This window comes from Lactobacillus iners, from assembly GCF_011058775.1.
Lineage (GTDB): Bacteria > Bacillota > Bacilli > Lactobacillales > Lactobacillaceae > Lactobacillus > Lactobacillus iners.
Genome location: NZ_CP049230.1, coordinates 486,486 through 504,094 on the forward strand (window position 1 = coordinate 486,486; position 17,609 = coordinate 504,094).

Here is a 17,609-nt window from a genome sequence, read left to right on the forward strand (position 1 = left end):
AATATTTGCTAAGTTATGAAGAAATTATTTCGGGATTTAGTCAAAAAATGTTGGCAGGGGATCATAATCATGTAGTTTTTTTACGTAACATAAAAAAAAGACTAGGTTCACCAGAGCAAGCTTTTAAAACTATTCATATTGCTGGAACTAATGGTAAAGGCTCAACAGGTATGATGATTAAAGGCGTTTTAGAGCATGCAGGATATAAAGTAGGATATTTTAATAGCCCTGCTTTAATAGATGATCGGGAACAGATTTCTATTAATAATATATTGATTAGTAGAAATGATTTTGTAGCTACATACTATGAAATTTTAAATAAGTTAAGCACAGATGAAAGTGCCAAGATTAGTGTATTTGAGTGGTGGACGTTGATTATGCTTGTTTATTTTGCTAATAAAAAAGTTGATTGGGCAGTGATTGAATGTGGCTTAGGTGGAACAGATGATGCAACTAATATTATAAATGCACCAGAATATGCTATTTTTACGCATATTGCATTAGATCATATTCATATTTTAGGTGATACTGTAGAAAAGATTGCTAAAGCTAAGTCAGGAATTATTAAATATGGAACGAAGGCTACTATTATAGCTCCTTTACAGCAAAAAGCAGTTGTTAATATTATCAAAGAAAAATGTAGTCAAGCCCAAGTGCCATTAATTTTATCGGATGAGATAGCCAAAATTAAGGTTCATAATAGCAAAATAAATATAATTTCAACAGATTTCACATTGGAAAGTTCTTTTTCATTATTGGGTGAATATCAAAGAGAAAATTTAAAAACAGTTATCGCTTTGGTTAAGCAATTAATGCGTGAAAAAGTTTTAATTAGTTTAATGCCTTTAAAGCAAATGTTGGAAACGATTAAAATACCAGCAAGGTGTGAAAAAATAGCCTCTTTACCTGATGTTCTTATAGATGGAGCACATAATCCAGATGCTGCATATAATCTTGCTCAAACTATCATCAGTTTGCGACATGGTCGTAGGGTGATTATGATTTTAGGATTTTTGAAGGATAAGAATTATCAAAAAATGATTCAAATTTATCAAGAAATATCGCATGATTTTATTTTGACAGAACCTGATCATCTACAACGAAAATTGCCTGTTGCAATTTTGGCTCAAAAATTCAACAACCATGTAATGCAAGCTGTGAATGTAAGATCTGCTCTAAAAATAGCTCGTCAAAATGCTAAACCTGATGATCTTATTGTGGTTACAGGTTCATTTTATTTAGTGAAAGATTTAATAAACGATGATTAGTAATGAAATGAATTTTGTTATAGCAAGTAATAATATCAAAAAAGCTAAAGAATTAGAGAATATTTTATATCATTTAGGATATAAAAGTATAATTTATAGCGAATTGATGCCTTATATTCAGTTTCCTAATGAACAAAATAATAGTTTAGAGCAAAATGCCTGTACGAAAGCAGAATTTATTAGTCATTATTTGAATAATGAACTGGTTATAGCTGATGATACAGGATTATATTTAGATGCTTTTCCACAAGAATATGGTGTTAGTACGAAAAGACAATTGATGAAAGAATGTAAGAATGGTAATTTTAATCAATATTTGCTCAATAAGGTTAAAGAAAAAGATAGAAAGATGACTTTGAGGTCTGTAGTCGCATTAGCTCAAAATGGTGTAATAATTGCTAAAGGAGCAGGGAAAATGCGGGGTAAAATTGCTTTAGAGGAATTAGGAAATATGTCGACAGGATTTGACAAAATAGTAATTCCTGATGGATCTACTAAAACAATGGCTCAAATGGATTGGCACACTCGTTTTTTATATTTGCATCGAGCAATAGCATTGCAGAATCTTTTAAAGAAAAGGAATTTTAGTTAATGGAAATAAAAGAAATTAAATATGACAAAATAAATATTGAAGGACTACCCTTACAAATTATCAAGAGAGATATTTTGCAAAGACAAGAGATTGTCTTGGCTTGGCAGGGTATTGAATGTGTGGAAAATAAAATAATAGATTTTTTGAATCATTTTGATATTCCGCTTTTTAGATGCGAAAATACTATTCAATTTCTTTTTCCAATAACTGCTTTAAAAATATTAGCAGCTAAATCTAAAATATTATGGCCAGATGATGAAAAATTAGCATTAAGTATTGATGCAATTATTAAATCTCATTGCATTATTTGGAAAGCAGGTCGTTTTACTTTCGATATTACTGATAAGCCATTAGTTTATGGTATTTTAAATGTTACCCCCGACTCATTTTATGATGGTGGTCAATATTATGCACCAGAAGATATGAAAAAACACATTGCAAATATGGTTGATTCAGGTGCAGATATTATTGAAGTAGGCGGACAAACTACTAAACCAGGAGGATATGTTGAAGTTAAGCCTGAAGATGAAATTATGCGGACGATTCCTGCTATTAAATTTATTCATGATAAATATCCTAATATAGCCATAGCTATTGATACTTATAAGCTACCAGTAATGCAAGCTGCTATTGAAGCTGGGGTAGATATTATTAATGATGTTAGAGCATTTGATTCTTATCAAAAACGAGCATTAATGGCTAAAAGCAATGTGGGATTAGTTACTATGCATAGTAGCCGTGAACATGAGTATGATAATTTAAGTGATGAGATGATAAAATTTTTTAAAGATAATTTAAAAACACTTATAGATGCGGGCATTGATTTAAATAGAATTATTTTAGATCAAGGTATTGGTTATGCTAAGGTAGCTGATGGTTATCAAGATTATACGATGATGCGTAATCTTGATCAGTTGAACAAATTTAATCGTCCTATTATGGTAGCAATATCACGTAAGGGATTTGGTAAAAAATTATTCAATTTGAATAAGGAAGATCGTTTACCTGTAACATTAATAGCCGAATCGGCAATGTTTTTACGCGGTGGAAGAGTAATTAGGGCTCATGATATTGCAGAAACTTATCAATTAGTTAATATGTTAGATATCATTAATCAAAGTTATTGGTTTAGATAAAAAATTTATTTTTATTTGCTAATTTTTGTTTTGTATTTGTGTATAGATATTTTTTCTCTATATCGAAATTTTCGGAGCTTACGTCAATTAGAAAGAGTAGCAGAACAAAGTGAAGATTTGGATAATTTAAGGATATTTCACTACTGTGTGGAGCTGATGATAGGATATAAAAAGAAGACAAGCAAACAAATTGGAAAGAATATCAATTATATAGCCTGTCTTGCAACTGTAGTGGGGAAAATAAGCTATGAAGACAAAATGGATATGTCTATTTTGATGCAAAAAAATAGTTGATGTGATTTAGAAAAAAGATGTTTATTTTCAAAAGTAATATGGATAATCGTTTCGATCAGACATGCGAATACATATTAAAATTAAAGCGAGCAGAATTATTTTTTCATGGAATTAAAAAACAAGATAAAACGAAGGCTCGTTTGTATCATGCTACACTGGAATACTATTATGCTAACCATAAAAAAGAAAGATATATGAGGATTTTAAAATAAGAAAACGCTGTTAAATTCGCAGCGTTTTTTATATATCTTCTTAAAATATTTGTACACACAAATTACAGCTAAAGTGTTTTTGGGGAATCCCCAAACCCCTATGCATCTTATAGGCCGATTTTTGCAACTTATTGGAAAAAAGCTCACAAAACTTATTAATGAGCCATACTAAATAATGTCAAGTGTGACAAATTTTAAACAAAGGGGAAACTTAAATGAAACCTAGTAAACAAACATTTGCACTTTATGGATTGCTATCTGGTTTAATTTATGGGCTTGTTTTCTTGTTTTGGAAAGGATAAAAAGTTATGGAACAACTAGAAATTTCAGAATGTCAAACACAAGGTTTTGAAGTCAAAAAACTAGATACAGATGATTTCTTATCTAGTGACCAAATGAACTGGAGTGTAACATTATGCTGCTGTCCATGTTGCTGTTGTTGTGGTTAGTTTATTAACCCGTCAATAAAGCACTATAGTGATTCATTGCTTTTCAATTGTATTTTATAGTGCTTTTTTATCCATAAATTAGGGAATTGTGAGTATGAGAACAAATATTACTTATTATATGTCGTCAGAGGGAAAAATTTATATCAAGGATGGAACAAATATTTATGAATTGAACATATGATTATGAGTTTTATCTCAAAAAAAGACATCCAAGGTGTAGATGCAGTGACAACAGAAGACTTCATAAAGTTTAAAATTTTTAATCCGTTTATAGACTTACAAGAACTTATTAAAATTATTGATTCTAAATTATGGTTTTCAGAAGAGTCATATTATTTTGCTTTGTCAGAAATAGAACAAGAGAAGGCTTTAATCAGCTCTAACATCAGTAATTTGTTGAGCAAAATTATTTGTACAAACCATAAACGAGGAGAGAATGTTACGTTTGAAAATTATAAGGAGTGGTTTTTAAAAGTATTATCTTCAATGAGTTGTATGACAATCTCTAATCAAATTAAAAAAAGTAATGATTTGCCTAGAGATTTTGTCGATTTTTCTAAGTTGAAAAGCAGTTCAAATAGTGGTGTCCTTAATTATAATGATGTTGATTTTTTCTACTCATATATAAAATTAGCACTTTTAGATATTCCCAATTTTTCTAGTTTTTATTTCTTACAAAATTTTTCGAATCATATTAATAAAAGTTTGAAGAAGTTGAGGGATTCAGGTATTTATTATGCATTTTGCTTTTGTAAATATCATAGAGAATATGTAGAGTTTTTTCTAATTATTTCAATAAACCAAACAGTTCCAAATTGCTGTGACTATATTATTGACGAACTAGGTTCTATCTATGGAGCTTATGATTATCATGAAAACCAGAATACTGGAGTACAGGACTTTAAGGAAGACCTGTGTGCAATATATTTGACAGATACATTTATTGAGAACAATGTTCCTGAATTTACTTCTGTTCAAAGCGGTTTTATTAATAAAATAATTTTGATGCTGGGTGGTGGCTAAAGTGAATAATGTTTTTGAAATATCAAATATTACTAAATCATTCAAGAATAAACAAATTTTAAAAGGTGTTGACTTGATTGTGAATAGAGGTGATATCATTGGACTTTTAGGTTTGAATGGTGAAGGAAAGTCCACTTTAATAAAAATAATTTTAGGTATACTTTCTCAAGATTATGGGGAGGTTAAGAGGAATTTCGATATTAAATCTGATGTTGGTGTTATGTTACAGGAAATTTCTATGCCTGAGAAGATGAAGGTATACGAATGGCTAGATATGGTGAAATGCTTTTCAACAAACTCTAAATCAGTCGAAAGTGTTTTAGATAGTGTTAACTTAAGAACAGTTAGGAATAAATATTGTGATTCTTTATCAGGTGGACAACAAAGACGAGTTCAATTTGCTACTGCGATTATTAATAATCCTAAAGTATTGATATTGGATGAACCAACAGTAGGTATGGATGTAGTATCAAAAAAAGCATTTTGGGAGACGTTAAACACATTTTCGTTCAGTAAAGATTTGACAATAATCTTAATTAGTCATGATATGGAGGAAGTTGCTGAATTCTGTAACAGAGTACTAATTTTGTCCAAGGGGCTGCTAGTTTCAGATAGTAAAATGACTGATATTCAGGATAGAATCGAAAAAAACTCATCATATTTAATAGATAAGAGTCAAATAACTCAAGAACAATTAGAAGTAGTAACAAAGTTTAGCTTTGAAGAGACTGATTCTGAAATAAAATTTACGTATCAAATGATAGATGAAGTAGTATCTGTAGGAAAAATTCCTATTTCGATTATAAAAAAGAATCAAAGTAATCTACGTCAATATTTTATGGAGGTATTAGAAAATGAACCAAGTGAGTAGTCTTTTCTTTTTAATATGGCTAGATATAAAAAGGGTTTTCAGGGACACCAAATATGTATTATTTATTATTGCTTTGCCAGTTATTTTTTATATTATATATACAGCGATTTTTCCTGAGAATGCTAATGTTAACGGCGTTCCGTGGTCAGAGTACTGTTTGATTTCTATGATTGCTTTTGGTATTATGGGGAATGCAATCAATCTACTTGGTACTAAAATTGCAGATGAACGAAAAAAACAATGGTATACTTATTTGAAGGTATCTCCAGTTAATTCTACTTATTATGTAATAAGTCATGTGTTTTCATATTTGTTGATTTCAGTTGCTTTTACGTTTCTTATGTTTGTAGTTGCCTACCTCTATAAGGGAATCAATTTAGGAGTACTTGAAATGATTAATATAGGAATTACACTAAATATAGGAAGCATTGTATTTTTAATTATGGCCTTGTTAATCGGTAGATTAGATAGTTTGTCTCAACCAATTGGAACCATAACGTATTTAGTACTTTCTTTTTTGGGTGGTTTATGGATGCCAGTGGCTGCTATGCCCAAGTTTCTTTCTCAGATCGCAACTTTCTTGCCATCATATAACTATGCTCGCCTGGGATGGGGATTATTGGAAAATAAAGGCATTGATGTTAAATCTGTAGCCATTCTCTTTATTTATATTATATGCTTCTTGGCAATCTATATCTTATTACAGAGAAAGGAGCAGGCTAATTAGGAGGTATTTTGAAAATAAAAGAGTATTTTGGGAGTATATCTCAATTAGAGAAAAAGTTGTCTGCTTGGATTGATTTACCAATCTCTTTGCGAGTACGCTCCACAGGGACAAGAAACATTACATTTCTTTTTGAAAGTTTTAGCGAAGAAGAGATTATTAGTTTTTTTAAAGATACTATTCAACAGCCTGAACATGCTATTGTGGGTTATAGACAAGATGATATTTATGGAGATATTTTAGGAAAATGCGACTATCAGGATGTGTTGTATTTTGAAGGTATTGGCGATAAGGTATATGCTTATGCTGATAATCTCACTTTGAGTCTAAAAAATAAGTTATATGAGATTGAAGAGTTCAGTAAATTATATGTGAGAATTAGTAAATCTTTTATTGTTAATATATTAGTTGTAGAAAAAATTTATCCTTCTCTGAATGGAAAATTTATCATTGAATTAACAGATGGTCAAAACTTAACGGTTTCTCGAAAATATAAAAAACAATTTTTAGAGTACTTGGAGGATTAGTGGTGAAATACTTAAAAAAACTTCTACTCGTGCTTTGCATTGGTGCAATCTATAATCTATATTTTACTCTTATAAATTCAAGTTTAACATCTTGGGTCAATATTATTCTATTCATAATATTCGGATATGCTGAAGTATTTGCTTTAGAGTTATTATTTAAATACTCCATTAAATTTCAGAAAAACGTCTATATTCAATTACTTACCATATTTTTAGTATCTAGTATGGTTGAAATAGCATATATGCTAGTCACTGGCTTGAGTTTTACTATAGCAATCCATTTTGTTTTGTTAGGAATACCTATTACAATTATTGGTTTATTGTATTGGAAATATTATGTTGATAAAATTGAAAAATTGTTAAGAGACAAAAAATCTAGTCTATCAAATTGATTTTTATAAGGGCACCTCTAAAACTAAGAATGTTGATTTAAATAGAATTATTTTAGATCAAGGTATTGGTTATGCTAAGGTAGCTGATGGTTACCAAGATTATACGATGATGCGTAATCTTGATCAGTTGAATAAATTTAATCGTCCTATTATGGTAGCAATATCACGTAAGGGATTTGGTAAAAAATTATTCAATTTGAATAAGGAAGATCGTTTACCTGTAACATTAATAGCTGAGTCGGCAATGTTTTTACGTGGTGGAAGAGTGATTAGAGCTCATGATATTGCAGAAACTTATCAATTAGTTAATATGTTAGATATCATTAATCAAAGTTATTGGTTTAGATAAAAAAATTATTTTTATTTGCTAAAGATAGATTAAGGTAGTACAATATAGTAGTTGTATTTGTGGATTTATACCTCACATCTGCAACCGCACACAGATGGTTAGAAGTGAGTCTAAAAAAGATTTCACCATTTCGTGGCGAGTCTAAGTATTTTTATGGAGGTGTACGTATGTACGCAATTATTAAGACCGGTGGTAAGCAATATAAGGTTACTGAAGGTGCTAGCATTTTTGTTGAGAAACTTGATGTTGAAGAAGGCACTGTAGTAACTTTTGATGAAGTTATCCTTGTAAATGATGGTGAGTCAACTAAGATAGGAACTCCTGTTGTTAAAGGTGCTAAGGTGACTGCTAAAGTTGAAAAACAAGGCAAGGAAAAGAAAGTTGTAACTTTCAAATACAAGCCTAAGAAACATTCACATTCTAAGTATGGTCACCGTCAACCTTACACCAAGGTAATTATTGAAAGTATTGAAGCTTAATTAAGGGGGAAATAATATGATGATCGATAATCTTGTACAACTCAAGTTATTTGCCCACCACAAAGGTGGAGGTTCTACTACTAACGGTCGTAATTCAGCAGGTCGTCGTTTAGGTACTAAGCGTGCTGATGGTCAACAAGTTACTGCAGGTGCTATTATTTACCGTCAACGTGGTACTAAGATACATCCCGGAAAGAACGTAGGTCGTGGTGGCGATGACACTTTATTTGCATTAACAGATGGTGTTGTTAAATTTGAACGTTTGGGTAAAGACCGTAAACAAGTTTCTGTTTACTCAGCTGAAGAAGCAAAATAATTATTTAAAAAGCTAAACGTATTTTTTAACGTTTGGCTTTTTTTATCTACTTTAAGAGGTAAAAAGTATGGATGCAAAGTCAAAATTATTAACTCTGATAAATGCTAGAATAGAAAAAGTTACAAAATTAATTAAAGAAAAAAATGCAGATGCCTTGATTATTATAAATCAAGCTAATTATCGTTACCTAACAAATTTTACAGGTGAGGAAGCTGAACTTATTCTTTGTGCTAATGGTGACAGGATTTTGTTATCTGATTCTAGATTTGCTGGACAAATAAAAAAGCAAGCTCCTGGCGAAATGAAAGTAATTATGAAACATAAGAATTCAGTTAGCGAAATTACTGAGCAATTACGTCATCTATCTTTGAAAAAAGTTTTAGTTGAAGGTGAAGCTATTTCTGCTATTGATTATCAAAATTTGGTTAATAGTAATTCAGATATAGAATTTGAAATGTCCTTAGAGTTGGTTGAAGTTGCTAGAAATGTTAAAGATGAATTGGAATTGGATGCATTAAAACAAGCAATAGCCATTTCATCGCATAGTTTTACAGAAATTTTACCAATGTTACAACCGGGTGTAACTGAGCGTGAAATTGGAGCCAAGCTAGACTATTTATTTAAATTAAATGGTGGTGATGGCCCTTCTTTTGATACTATTATTGCTTCAGGATATCGCTCAAGTTGGGCTCACGGCGTAGCAAGTGATAAAAAATTACAAAAAGGCGAGCTTGTGGTAATTGATTTTGGTAGTTTTTATCATGGATATACTGCAGATATTACACGTACAGTGGCTTTAGGCCAAGTTCCTGCTGAATTGCAAAAAATTTATAAGATTGTTTATGAAGCTCAAAAACAAGGAATTGCTACTGCTGTTGCTGGTAAGACCGGTGCTGATGTTGATAAGGCTGCTCGCGATTATATTTGTGAGCAAGGATATGGTCAATATTTTGGTCACGGAATTGGTCATGGTATAGGGTTAGAAATACATGAGCTTTGTATGCCAGCTTTACCTTTTAGTAAGGAAGTTTTAAAAGATAATATGGCTATTACTGTAGAACCTGGAATTTATTTGCCAGATTTTGGCGGTGTAAGAATAGAAGACGATATTTTAATTAATGGTAATTCGCCTGAGACTATGTCCAAGTTACCTAAAGAAGAATTGCTTGTTTTATAATTTTTATAAAAGTAATTTAATTACTATCAAAAGTTAACCAATATTTGATAAGATAGATGTATTAAGAAGTGAGGTAAGTTCCTATGACTATGATTTCAGTTAATGATTTTAAAAATGGTTTAACTATACAATATAATAATGATATTTGGCGTATTGTTGAATTTCAACATGTTAAGCCTGGTAAAGGTGGGGCATTTGTTAGATCGAAGTTAAAGAGCCTAAAGACAGGTGCTGTTCAAGATTATACTTTCAGATCAACAGCTAAGGTTGAAGATGCAGATGTCCAGACTAAGACTATGCAATATTTGTATAATGATGGTACTAGTTTTGTATTTATGGATATGGCAACATATGAGCAATTAGAAGTTCCAGAAACACAAGCTGAAGCTGAAGCTAAGTTTTTAAAGGAAAATATGGTTGTTAATATTATTATGCATGATGGTAAAACATTAGGTATAGAGGTTCCAAATACAGTTGATCTTGTAGTTAAAGAAACAGCACCTGCAACATCAACGGGTTCAGGCAAGCCTGCTACTATGGAAACTGGGTTAGTAGTTACTGTTCCAATGTTTATAAATGTAGGGGATGTTTTAACTATTAATACTGCAGGAAATGGTTCTTATGTATCTCGTGCTAATAAATAAATTTTGATGGTATAGGAATAGAGGTTGGTATTATGCCAGAAAGTTCAACAATTCTTTTATCTAATAATGAAAATGGCGATGAAACTAGAGTAGATTTAGGTGTACTTGAGGTTATTTTAGGAATTGCTGCTAAAAAGGTTGATGGTGTTAATGAGATGCGTGGTTCCTTAAAAAGTAGTATTGATAAAATCTTTGGGCGTAGTAATCAAGGCAAAGGTGTCAGTTTAACTAATCGAAATGGTAATTTAATTGCTGACGTGTATGCCTATTTTGATTATGGCGTCAATGTGCCTAAAGTTGCATTAGAATTACAAAAGCAATTAGGATTGCAATTAGAGCAAATGACTAATTTGAAATTAGTGGAAACTAATATTCATGTAGTAGGTTTAATTTCAGAAGATGATAAGAATAATACTAAGGTAGAATATAAAGAGGTAAAAAACTAATGACACAGCATGATGTGAGAGTGATTGCAATGCAGGCATTGTATCTTGCCGATCAGGTACATGAACATGAAGATGTTGATGCTATCAAGAAAAAAACCATGGATGTACTTGATATAAAAGAATTTCCCGATTATGCTTATGAAATTTTACAAGGTGTTATGAAAGAAAAAAGCTCAATTGATGCCAACTTAGCTAAGTATTTAAAAAAAGGTTGGACACTTGAGCGATTAAATAAAATCGATCTTGTTATTCTAGAAGTTGGACTATTTGAAATACAAAATAGTAAAGTGATTAAGCCAGTGTCTGCGTTAAATGAAGCATTAAATATGTGTGATGAGTTTTCATCTGCAAAATCAAAAGGTTTTATTAATGGTATATTGGCTAACTTTATTGATAAATAGGTGATTATGAGGTCGGCAGTGCCGACCTCATTTTTTAAGGGGGATTTATATTTGACTTTAATATTGGATGGTAAAGAGCCAGCAAAAAAAATAATAGATGAGCTTACATTAGAGGTAGAGCATTTAAAAGCTAAAAATATATTGCCTACATTTTGCGTAATTGAAGTTGGAGAAGATCCAGCAAGTAAAATATATTTACGCTTAAAACGTAAGCTTGCTAAGAAAATAGGTATTAACGAACAAACAATTAAATTCCCAGGTGACATCAGACAAGATGAATTAATAGACAAAATTAAGGAACTGAATGCAGATCCTCATGTGGATGCTATCATGGTTCAATTACCTATACCTGAACATATTAATACTCGACTAGTGTTGGAAGCAATTGATCCTGCAAAAGATGCAGATGGATTCACTCCTTATAATCAAGGGCGGATGTGGCAAGGACAAGTAAATATTATTCCGGCTACAGTGAGAAGTATTATGACTATACTAGATTATTATCAATTAAATGTTGAAGGTAAAAATGCTTTAATTATTGGACGAAGTATTATTGTAGGAAAACCTGTTGCTAGTCAATTATTAGCTCGTAATGCTACTGTGACGATTGCACATTCTCACACTAGAAATTTACAAGAGCTTACCTTACTAAACGATATAATTATTTCAGATGTCGGTCGTGCACATCTAATTACTAAAAATATGGTAAAACCAGGTAGTATACTAATTGATGTTGGTATGAATAGAGAAAATGGTAAATTAATGGGAGATATAGAATATGATGATTGTTTGCCAATCGCTGAAGCTATTACTCCTGTACCTGGTGGAGTAGGTCCGTTGACGGTAGCCAATTTGATGAAACAAGTTATTATTTTAACTAAATTGAGGCATAATTATGGAAACTAGTCCTAAATATTTAACAGTTACAGATTTAAATTTTTATCTATCTAAAAAATTTAAGAACGATCCTTATTTGCATAAAGTGTTTTTACAAGGTGAAGTATCTAATTTTAGACTGCGTATGAATTCAACTCAATATTTTTCATTAAAAGATGAGAAATCAAAAATAAATGCTGTAATGTATAAATCATTTTTTGAAAAAGTAAAATTCAAATTAGTAGAGGGAATGAAGGTATACGTTTCAGGATATATTGACTTATATTCACCGCAGGGATCGTATCAATTCTATGTGCATACTATTGAACCTGCTGGATTAGGTGCATTGTTTGAACAACTGAGACAACTAAGGGAAAAGTTAGATAAAGAAGGTCTGTTTGCAGATTCTCATAAAAAAAAGATACCTAAATTTCCTGATAAAATAGCTGTTGTAACTAGTGCATCTGGTGCTGTTATTCATGATATTATGGTGACAGCAAATAGAAGATTCCCGCATGTAGAAATTGATTTATTTCCTACAATTGTACAAGGTAAAGATGCTGCTGCTTCCATAATTGCTTCATTACAGCAGATAGCAGCTTCACAAGATAAATATGATGTAGTTATTATTGGTCGTGGTGGCGGATCATTAGAAGATTTGTGGCCATTTAATGAGGAAATGGTAGTACGCCAAATTTATAGTATGACGATGCCTGTAATTTCATCTGTTGGTCATGAAACTGATACTACTTTATCAGATTTAGTAGCTGATAAAAGAGCAGCAACGCCAACTGCAGCAGCGGAGTATGCTACACCTGAATTATCAGCGATTACGTTGCAAATAATAGAACTAAGAACGCATCTATATGCTGCTATACGTTCAATAATTAATAGTGATAAGATATTATTTAATAGAACTAAAAATTCTGTATTTTTACGAGAACCGCAACGTTTTTATGATGAAAAAATGCAAACGTTGGATCTTTTAGAACAAAAGTTAGAACAAGTAGCGAATAATTATTTGCTTAATGTAAAAACAAAATATCAATTGGTAAATCAAAGTTTATTATCTACCAATCCCCATCAAATAATTAAACATCATTATCAAGAATTAATTTTCAAAACACAAAATTTGAATAAAAGTATATGTTATTTAATTAATAATAACAAGAATAATTTTTATAATTTATCACAAAAATTAGATGATAATAGTCCTTTAAAGGCAATTAGTAGAGGGTATGTATATACTGCTAATGAGGATGGAAAAACTGTTACATCTGTTCATCAAATATGTGAAAATGATATTTTAAATTTGAATTTTAAAGATGGTTTGGTAAAGACAAGGGTTTTAAAAATAAAAGGTGAAAATCATGAGTGATCAAAAGAATACATTTGAAGAACAACTTAAACAATTACAAGACATTGTAACAAAATTGGAAGGTGGCAATGTTCCATTAGAAGATGCATTGAATCAATTTCAAGAGGGTGTCAAATTAAGTCGTGAATTAGAACAAAAATTAAATGATGCTGAAAAAATAGTAGCTAAGTTAATCGATAAAGATGGTAATGTTAAGCAACTTAACCCTGAAGATTCCAATAGTCCAGAGGAATAAAGATGAAATTAACTGATTTTTCTGAACTATATCTTCCACAAATTAATAGTTTTTTGAAAGAGCAACTAGAGTGCACTATTAATGATCATAAATTTAGTGAGATTATGTCATATTCAGTCTTGGCTGGTGGTAAAAGATTAAGACCACTATTATTTTTGGCTACATTAGAGATCTTATCTCACCCTATATCTGAAAAAGAAATAAAGATTGCGTGTGGAATAGAGCTAATTCATACTTATTCTTTAATTCACGATGATTTGCCTGCGATGGATAATGATGATTATCGTCGAGGTAAGTTAACATCACATAAAAAATGGGGAGAAGCTGAAGCAATTTTAGCTGGGGATGCTTTATTGCCTTTAGGAATTCAATGGATAGCAGAGGCTAGCAATTCTTATGAACTAATAAAAGTTATTACTAGGGCCATAGGACCTAATGGTATGGCTGGTGGCCAATATATGGATATAGATTCTACTAATAATTTATCGTATAAGCGTAATGAAACTTTTATTGATAAAATGGAATTTTTGAAAACTGGTTGTTTGATTGTAGCTAGTGTGCAAATGGCTGCTAAATATGCCAATAGTAATGATAAAGTGCAAATGAATTTACTGCATTTTGCGGAGGCTTTTGGCAGAGCTTATCAAATTTATGACGATATTGTAGATATAATGCAAACTTCAGTACAAGCAGGGAAAAAGACGCATAAGGACGCAGATAATGGCAAAAATAACACATTGACTATGCTGGGATTAGAGAAAAGTCAAGCGGAATTATCTGACCTAATTGCCCGTGGTAAGGTAGCTATTAAAGATATGGATAATCAATTGTTGAGTGATTTTTTTGATTTGTATCGAAAGGCATTATAATGGAAAAAAAACGTGCAGATGTTTTATTATTTGAACAAGGTCTATTTTATTCAAGAACTGAGGCACAGCATGCAATTATGGCAGGACTTATATCTGATCATAATCATCAAAGAATTGATAAAAGTGGCGAAAAGTTTCCAATAAATGAAGTATTTTATGTCAAAAAGGATAGTAGAAAATATGTTTCTCGTGGCGGATATAAACTGGAAAAGGCATTAAATGTATTTAATATTGATTTAACAGATAAAGTCTGTTTGGATATAGGTGCTTCAACTGGTGGCTTTACTGATGTGGCACTTCAAAATCATGCAAAATTAGTTTATGCACTAGATGTAGGTTATAACCAACTTTCATGGAAATTGCGTGATAATCCACAAGTAATTGTGATGGAAAAACAGAATTTTAGATATAGTACTCCAGCTGATTTTACAGAAGGATTACCTGATTTTGCGATGACTGATGTTTCTTTCATATCCTTAGATTTAATTATGAAGCCAATGTTCGAAATTTTAAAAAATAATTGTGATGCAGTCTGTTTAATAAAACCGCAATTTGAAGCAGGACCAGAAAATGTAGGAAAAAATGGGATAGTCCATGATCACCGCGTTCATTGTAATGTCATTGAACATACTATTTTAGAAGCTCAAAAGATTGGGTTCAATGTGATTAATTTAGATTATTCGCCAATTAAAGGTGGAAAAGGTAATATTGAGTTTTTAATTCATCTGCGTAAAGACTTAAATCATTTAGGTGAGAATTTGTGGCAAGGTGATATTGAAAAATTAGTTCTAGCTGCAGTTGCTGATTTATAGGAGATTATTAATATGCTTGTTGAATTGGATATCCAAAATTTTGCTGTGATTAAGTCATTAAAAGTATCATTTAAAGAAAATATGACAGTTTTAATAGGTGAAACAGGTGCAGGTAAATCAATCATTATAGATGCTCTATCATTACTTTTAGGATCAAGAGCTCAAATAGATATGATACGTTCTGGTGAATCCAAAGCAATAATTACAGGATTATTTAGTGTAGATGATACAAATAAAGTATTGATAGATATGTGTATTGAAGCTGGGATCCCCTTAGATGATAATCAACTAGTTATTTGTAGAGAATTATCGATTAAAGGTAGAAGTATTGTTAGAATTAATGGGCAAATTACTACTATTAATATTTTGAAAAATCTTAGCCAATATTTAGTTGATATACACGGTCAAAGAGATATGCAAATTTTGATGGATCAAGATTTACATATTAATTTATTGGATAATTATGCTAATAATGATTTCAAGGAGAGCTTGTGTCAATATCAAAAAATATATGCTAAATGGCAAGAAATTAAGCAAAGACTTTCTGCAATTAGAAAGAATGCTCAAGAAATTGCTCAAAAACATGATATTTTGGAATATCAGCTTAATGAGTTAAAGGCAGCCAATTTAACGGATGAAAAAGAAGATGAAAGAGTTGATGATGAATATCGTCAATTAACTAATTATCAAAAAATTATGACTGCTGCAAATTATTTCATGCAATTGTATGAAGATGAACAGGGATTATCTACATTGCTAGATGACGGTCAAAAAACGGCTAGTGAGTTAGCTGGATATAGTGTACAATTTTCAAATTTTGAAAAAACATTTAATGATGGAGTGTATGCTTTAGAAGATGCACATGAAGAATTGACCTCGATTATCGATAATTTGGAATTTGATAGTGAACATTATGCATATTTAACAGAGCGAATCAACTTGTTAAATACACTGAAGAAAAAGTATGGACCAACTTTAAAAGATGTTTTCATATTCTACGACAATATACAACGTGAAATTAATCAATTTGATAATCAATATTTTGATGAAGAAAAGTTGAATAAAGATTTGCAATCTTTGCAAGCAAAATTGATGACTTATGCGAATGAATTAACGCAAGCTAGGAAAAATAATGCTAAAATTTTGGAGAAAAAAATAAAGCAGGAATTATCTAGTTTATATATGGATAAAGCACGATTTGTCATCAAAATAGAGCCATGTAATACTTTTAATAAATTTGGTTTAGATAAAGTTGCTTTTATGATAGCTACGAATCCAGGGGATGATTTACATCCGTTGGTCAGAATAGTTTCAGGAGGAGAACAATCACGTTTGTTATTAGCTTTAAAGGCCATTTTTAGTGAAAGTGAACCTGTTGGAACAATGATTTTTGATGAAATAGATACTGGTGTGTCTGGTAGAGTTGCTGCGGCAATAGGTAAAAAAATGCATAAGATAGGCTTAGCAAAACAAGTGATAGCTATTACACATTCACCTCAAGTTGCTGCAGCAAGTGATCATCATTTTGCTATAAGCAAGATAGTTAAAGATGGTGAAACATTTACCAAAGCTCTTTCTTTAAATAAAGACGAAACAGTAATTACTATTGCTAAAATGATGGCTGGCAAAGATATTACTGAGATTTCTAAGCAAAATGCTTTAGAACTTATTACTAAGTTACATAATGAATAACTGATATGTTAATATATCTTTTTTATTCAAAAGTTATTAATTGCTTATCAGACAACTATCTTCTTTAAAGTTAATTTTGATATACTAAGTTATAGGTGAGAAAATTGAATGAATTGCAAAAAAATGAATTATATTCTAATTTGTATGGTTTTTATGGAAAGCTTTTAACTAAAAGACAGCAAGATTATTTTGAAGATTATTATTATAGTGATTTGTCTTTAGGTGAAATAGCAGATAATCATGGAGTGAGCAGGCAAGCCGTTTTTGATAATTTAAAACGTTCATGTAAATTATTGAACAATTTTGAAGCAAAGTTGCGTATGAAAAGTGATTATGATTTTTTTGAACAATCATTGCAAAAGTGTATAGATAGTTTAAATGTTAATGACTATGTAGCAACACAATCAGTAATAGAAGTAATGCTAAGTAGATTAAAGGGAGAATAAT

General features: G+C 30.9%; 22 protein-coding genes, 1 pseudogene and 1 other annotated feature. All 23 genes and pseudogenes read left to right on the forward strand.

Features of this window, described 5'->3' with window-relative positions; translation table 11 throughout:
• Positions 1–5: 5 nt before the first annotated feature.
• The 23 genes and pseudogenes from G6Z82_RS02425 (at position 6) to ylxM (ending at position 17,608) form a co-directional block, all read left to right on the forward strand.
• Positions 6–1,268, forward strand: coding sequence for a bifunctional folylpolyglutamate synthase/dihydrofolate synthase (locus G6Z82_RS02425; protein WP_164785766.1), 1,263 nt, complete (start codon positions 6–8; stop codon positions 1,266–1,268).
• Positions 1,261–1,860 (forward strand): non-canonical purine NTP pyrophosphatase, encoded by a 600-nt coding sequence (locus G6Z82_RS02430; protein WP_035517226.1) that lies wholly within the window; start codon positions 1,261–1,263, stop codon positions 1,858–1,860. Before G6Z82_RS02425 ends, G6Z82_RS02430 begins: the two co-directional genes overlap by 8 nt.
• Complete coding sequence (gene folP, locus G6Z82_RS02435) at positions 1,860–2,996, forward strand: dihydropteroate synthase (protein WP_006734199.1); 1,137 nt, start codon at positions 1,860–1,862, stop codon at positions 2,994–2,996. Before G6Z82_RS02430 ends, folP begins: the two co-directional genes overlap by 1 nt.
• A 311-nt stretch (positions 2,997–3,307) precedes the next feature.
• Positions 3,308–3,502 (forward strand): hypothetical protein, encoded by a 195-nt coding sequence (locus G6Z82_RS02440; protein WP_039919506.1) that lies wholly within the window; start codon positions 3,308–3,310, stop codon positions 3,500–3,502.
• A 626-nt stretch (positions 3,503–4,128) separates the two neighbouring features.
• Positions 4,129–4,974, forward strand: a complete 846-nt coding sequence (locus G6Z82_RS02445; RefSeq protein WP_009310676.1) for a hypothetical protein — start codon at positions 4,129–4,131, stop codon at positions 4,972–4,974.
• A gap of 1 nt (position 4,975) precedes the next feature.
• Complete coding sequence (locus G6Z82_RS02450; protein WP_009310675.1) at positions 4,976–5,845, forward strand: ABC transporter ATP-binding protein; 870 nt, start codon at positions 4,976–4,978, stop codon at positions 5,843–5,845.
• Positions 5,829–6,572 (forward strand): ABC transporter permease, encoded by a 744-nt coding sequence (locus G6Z82_RS02455; protein ID WP_164785767.1) that lies wholly within the window; start codon positions 5,829–5,831, stop codon positions 6,570–6,572. Before G6Z82_RS02450 ends, G6Z82_RS02455 begins: the two co-directional genes overlap by 17 nt.
• A gap of 8 nt (positions 6,573–6,580) precedes the next feature.
• Positions 6,581–7,096: a LytTR family DNA-binding domain-containing protein gene (locus G6Z82_RS02460; RefSeq protein ID WP_006730901.1), complete on the forward strand. Its 516-nt coding sequence runs from the start codon at positions 6,581–6,583 to the stop codon at positions 7,094–7,096.
• 224 nt (positions 7,097–7,320) lie between these two features.
• Positions 7,321–7,488: a hypothetical protein gene (locus tag G6Z82_RS02465; RefSeq protein WP_006731805.1), complete on the forward strand. Its 168-nt coding sequence runs from the start codon at positions 7,321–7,323 to the stop codon at positions 7,486–7,488.
• A 31-nt stretch (positions 7,489–7,519) separates the two neighbouring features.
• Positions 7,520–7,837: pseudogene (locus tag G6Z82_RS02470) on the forward strand (dihydropteroate synthase); the annotation flags it as partial.
• 72 nt (positions 7,838–7,909) lie between these two features.
• Positions 7,910–7,990: a sequence feature (ribosomal protein L21 leader region), on the forward strand.
• 14 nt (positions 7,991–8,004) lie between these two features.
• The gene (rplU, locus tag G6Z82_RS02475; RefSeq protein ID WP_006731828.1) at positions 8,005–8,316 is read left to right on the forward strand and encodes a 50S ribosomal protein L21; all 312 of its coding nucleotides are present in this window, start codon (positions 8,005–8,007) and stop codon (positions 8,314–8,316) included.
• 16 nt (positions 8,317–8,332) lie between these two features.
• On the forward strand, positions 8,333–8,632 hold the full coding sequence (gene rpmA, locus G6Z82_RS02480) for a 50S ribosomal protein L27 (protein ID WP_006729104.1): 300 nt from the start codon (positions 8,333–8,335) through the stop codon (positions 8,630–8,632).
• Between the two features lie 67 nt (positions 8,633–8,699).
• On the forward strand, positions 8,700–9,809 hold the full coding sequence (locus G6Z82_RS02485; protein WP_164785768.1) for a M24 family metallopeptidase: 1,110 nt from the start codon (positions 8,700–8,702) through the stop codon (positions 9,807–9,809).
• Between the two features lie 83 nt (positions 9,810–9,892).
• On the forward strand, positions 9,893–10,453 hold the full coding sequence (gene efp / locus G6Z82_RS02490) for an elongation factor P (RefSeq protein WP_006730980.1): 561 nt from the start codon (positions 9,893–9,895) through the stop codon (positions 10,451–10,453).
• 32 nt (positions 10,454–10,485) lie between these two features.
• Positions 10,486–10,899 (forward strand): Asp23/Gls24 family envelope stress response protein, encoded by a 414-nt coding sequence (locus G6Z82_RS02495; RefSeq protein WP_006729107.1) that lies wholly within the window; start codon positions 10,486–10,488, stop codon positions 10,897–10,899.
• Entirely contained in the window at positions 10,899–11,300 is a 402-nt protein-coding gene (gene nusB, locus G6Z82_RS02500; RefSeq protein ID WP_006729108.1) for a transcription antitermination factor NusB, read from the forward strand. The genes G6Z82_RS02495 and nusB overlap by 1 nt, the downstream gene beginning before the upstream one ends.
• A gap of 51 nt (positions 11,301–11,351) precedes the next feature.
• On the forward strand, positions 11,352–12,206 hold the full coding sequence (locus G6Z82_RS02505; RefSeq protein ID WP_006736685.1) for a bifunctional 5,10-methylenetetrahydrofolate dehydrogenase/5,10-methenyltetrahydrofolate cyclohydrolase: 855 nt from the start codon (positions 11,352–11,354) through the stop codon (positions 12,204–12,206).
• Positions 12,196–13,554 (forward strand): exodeoxyribonuclease VII large subunit, encoded by a 1,359-nt coding sequence (gene xseA, locus G6Z82_RS02510; RefSeq protein ID WP_164785769.1) that lies wholly within the window; start codon positions 12,196–12,198, stop codon positions 13,552–13,554. The genes G6Z82_RS02505 and xseA overlap by 11 nt, the downstream gene beginning before the upstream one ends.
• On the forward strand, positions 13,547–13,789 hold the full coding sequence (locus G6Z82_RS02515) for an exodeoxyribonuclease VII small subunit (RefSeq protein ID WP_006729111.1): 243 nt from the start codon (positions 13,547–13,549) through the stop codon (positions 13,787–13,789). Before xseA ends, G6Z82_RS02515 begins: the two co-directional genes overlap by 8 nt.
• 2 nt (positions 13,790–13,791) lie before the next feature.
• Positions 13,792–14,658, forward strand: a complete 867-nt coding sequence (locus G6Z82_RS02520; protein ID WP_006734583.1) for a polyprenyl synthetase family protein — start codon at positions 13,792–13,794, stop codon at positions 14,656–14,658.
• Entirely contained in the window at positions 14,658–15,470 is an 813-nt protein-coding gene (locus G6Z82_RS02525; RefSeq protein ID WP_164785770.1) for a TlyA family RNA methyltransferase, read from the forward strand. Before G6Z82_RS02520 ends, G6Z82_RS02525 begins: the two co-directional genes overlap by 1 nt.
• A 12-nt stretch (positions 15,471–15,482) precedes the next feature.
• Positions 15,483–17,162 carry a DNA repair protein RecN gene (gene recN, locus G6Z82_RS02530; protein WP_164785771.1) on the forward strand — a complete coding sequence of 560 codons (1,680 nt, stop codon included), beginning with the start codon at positions 15,483–15,485 and terminating at the stop codon, positions 17,160–17,162.
• A gap of 104 nt (positions 17,163–17,266) precedes the next feature.
• Positions 17,267–17,608 (forward strand): YlxM family DNA-binding protein, encoded by a 342-nt coding sequence (ylxM, locus tag G6Z82_RS02535; RefSeq protein WP_006732571.1) that lies wholly within the window; start codon positions 17,267–17,269, stop codon positions 17,606–17,608.
• Position 17,609: the final 1 nt, after the last annotated feature.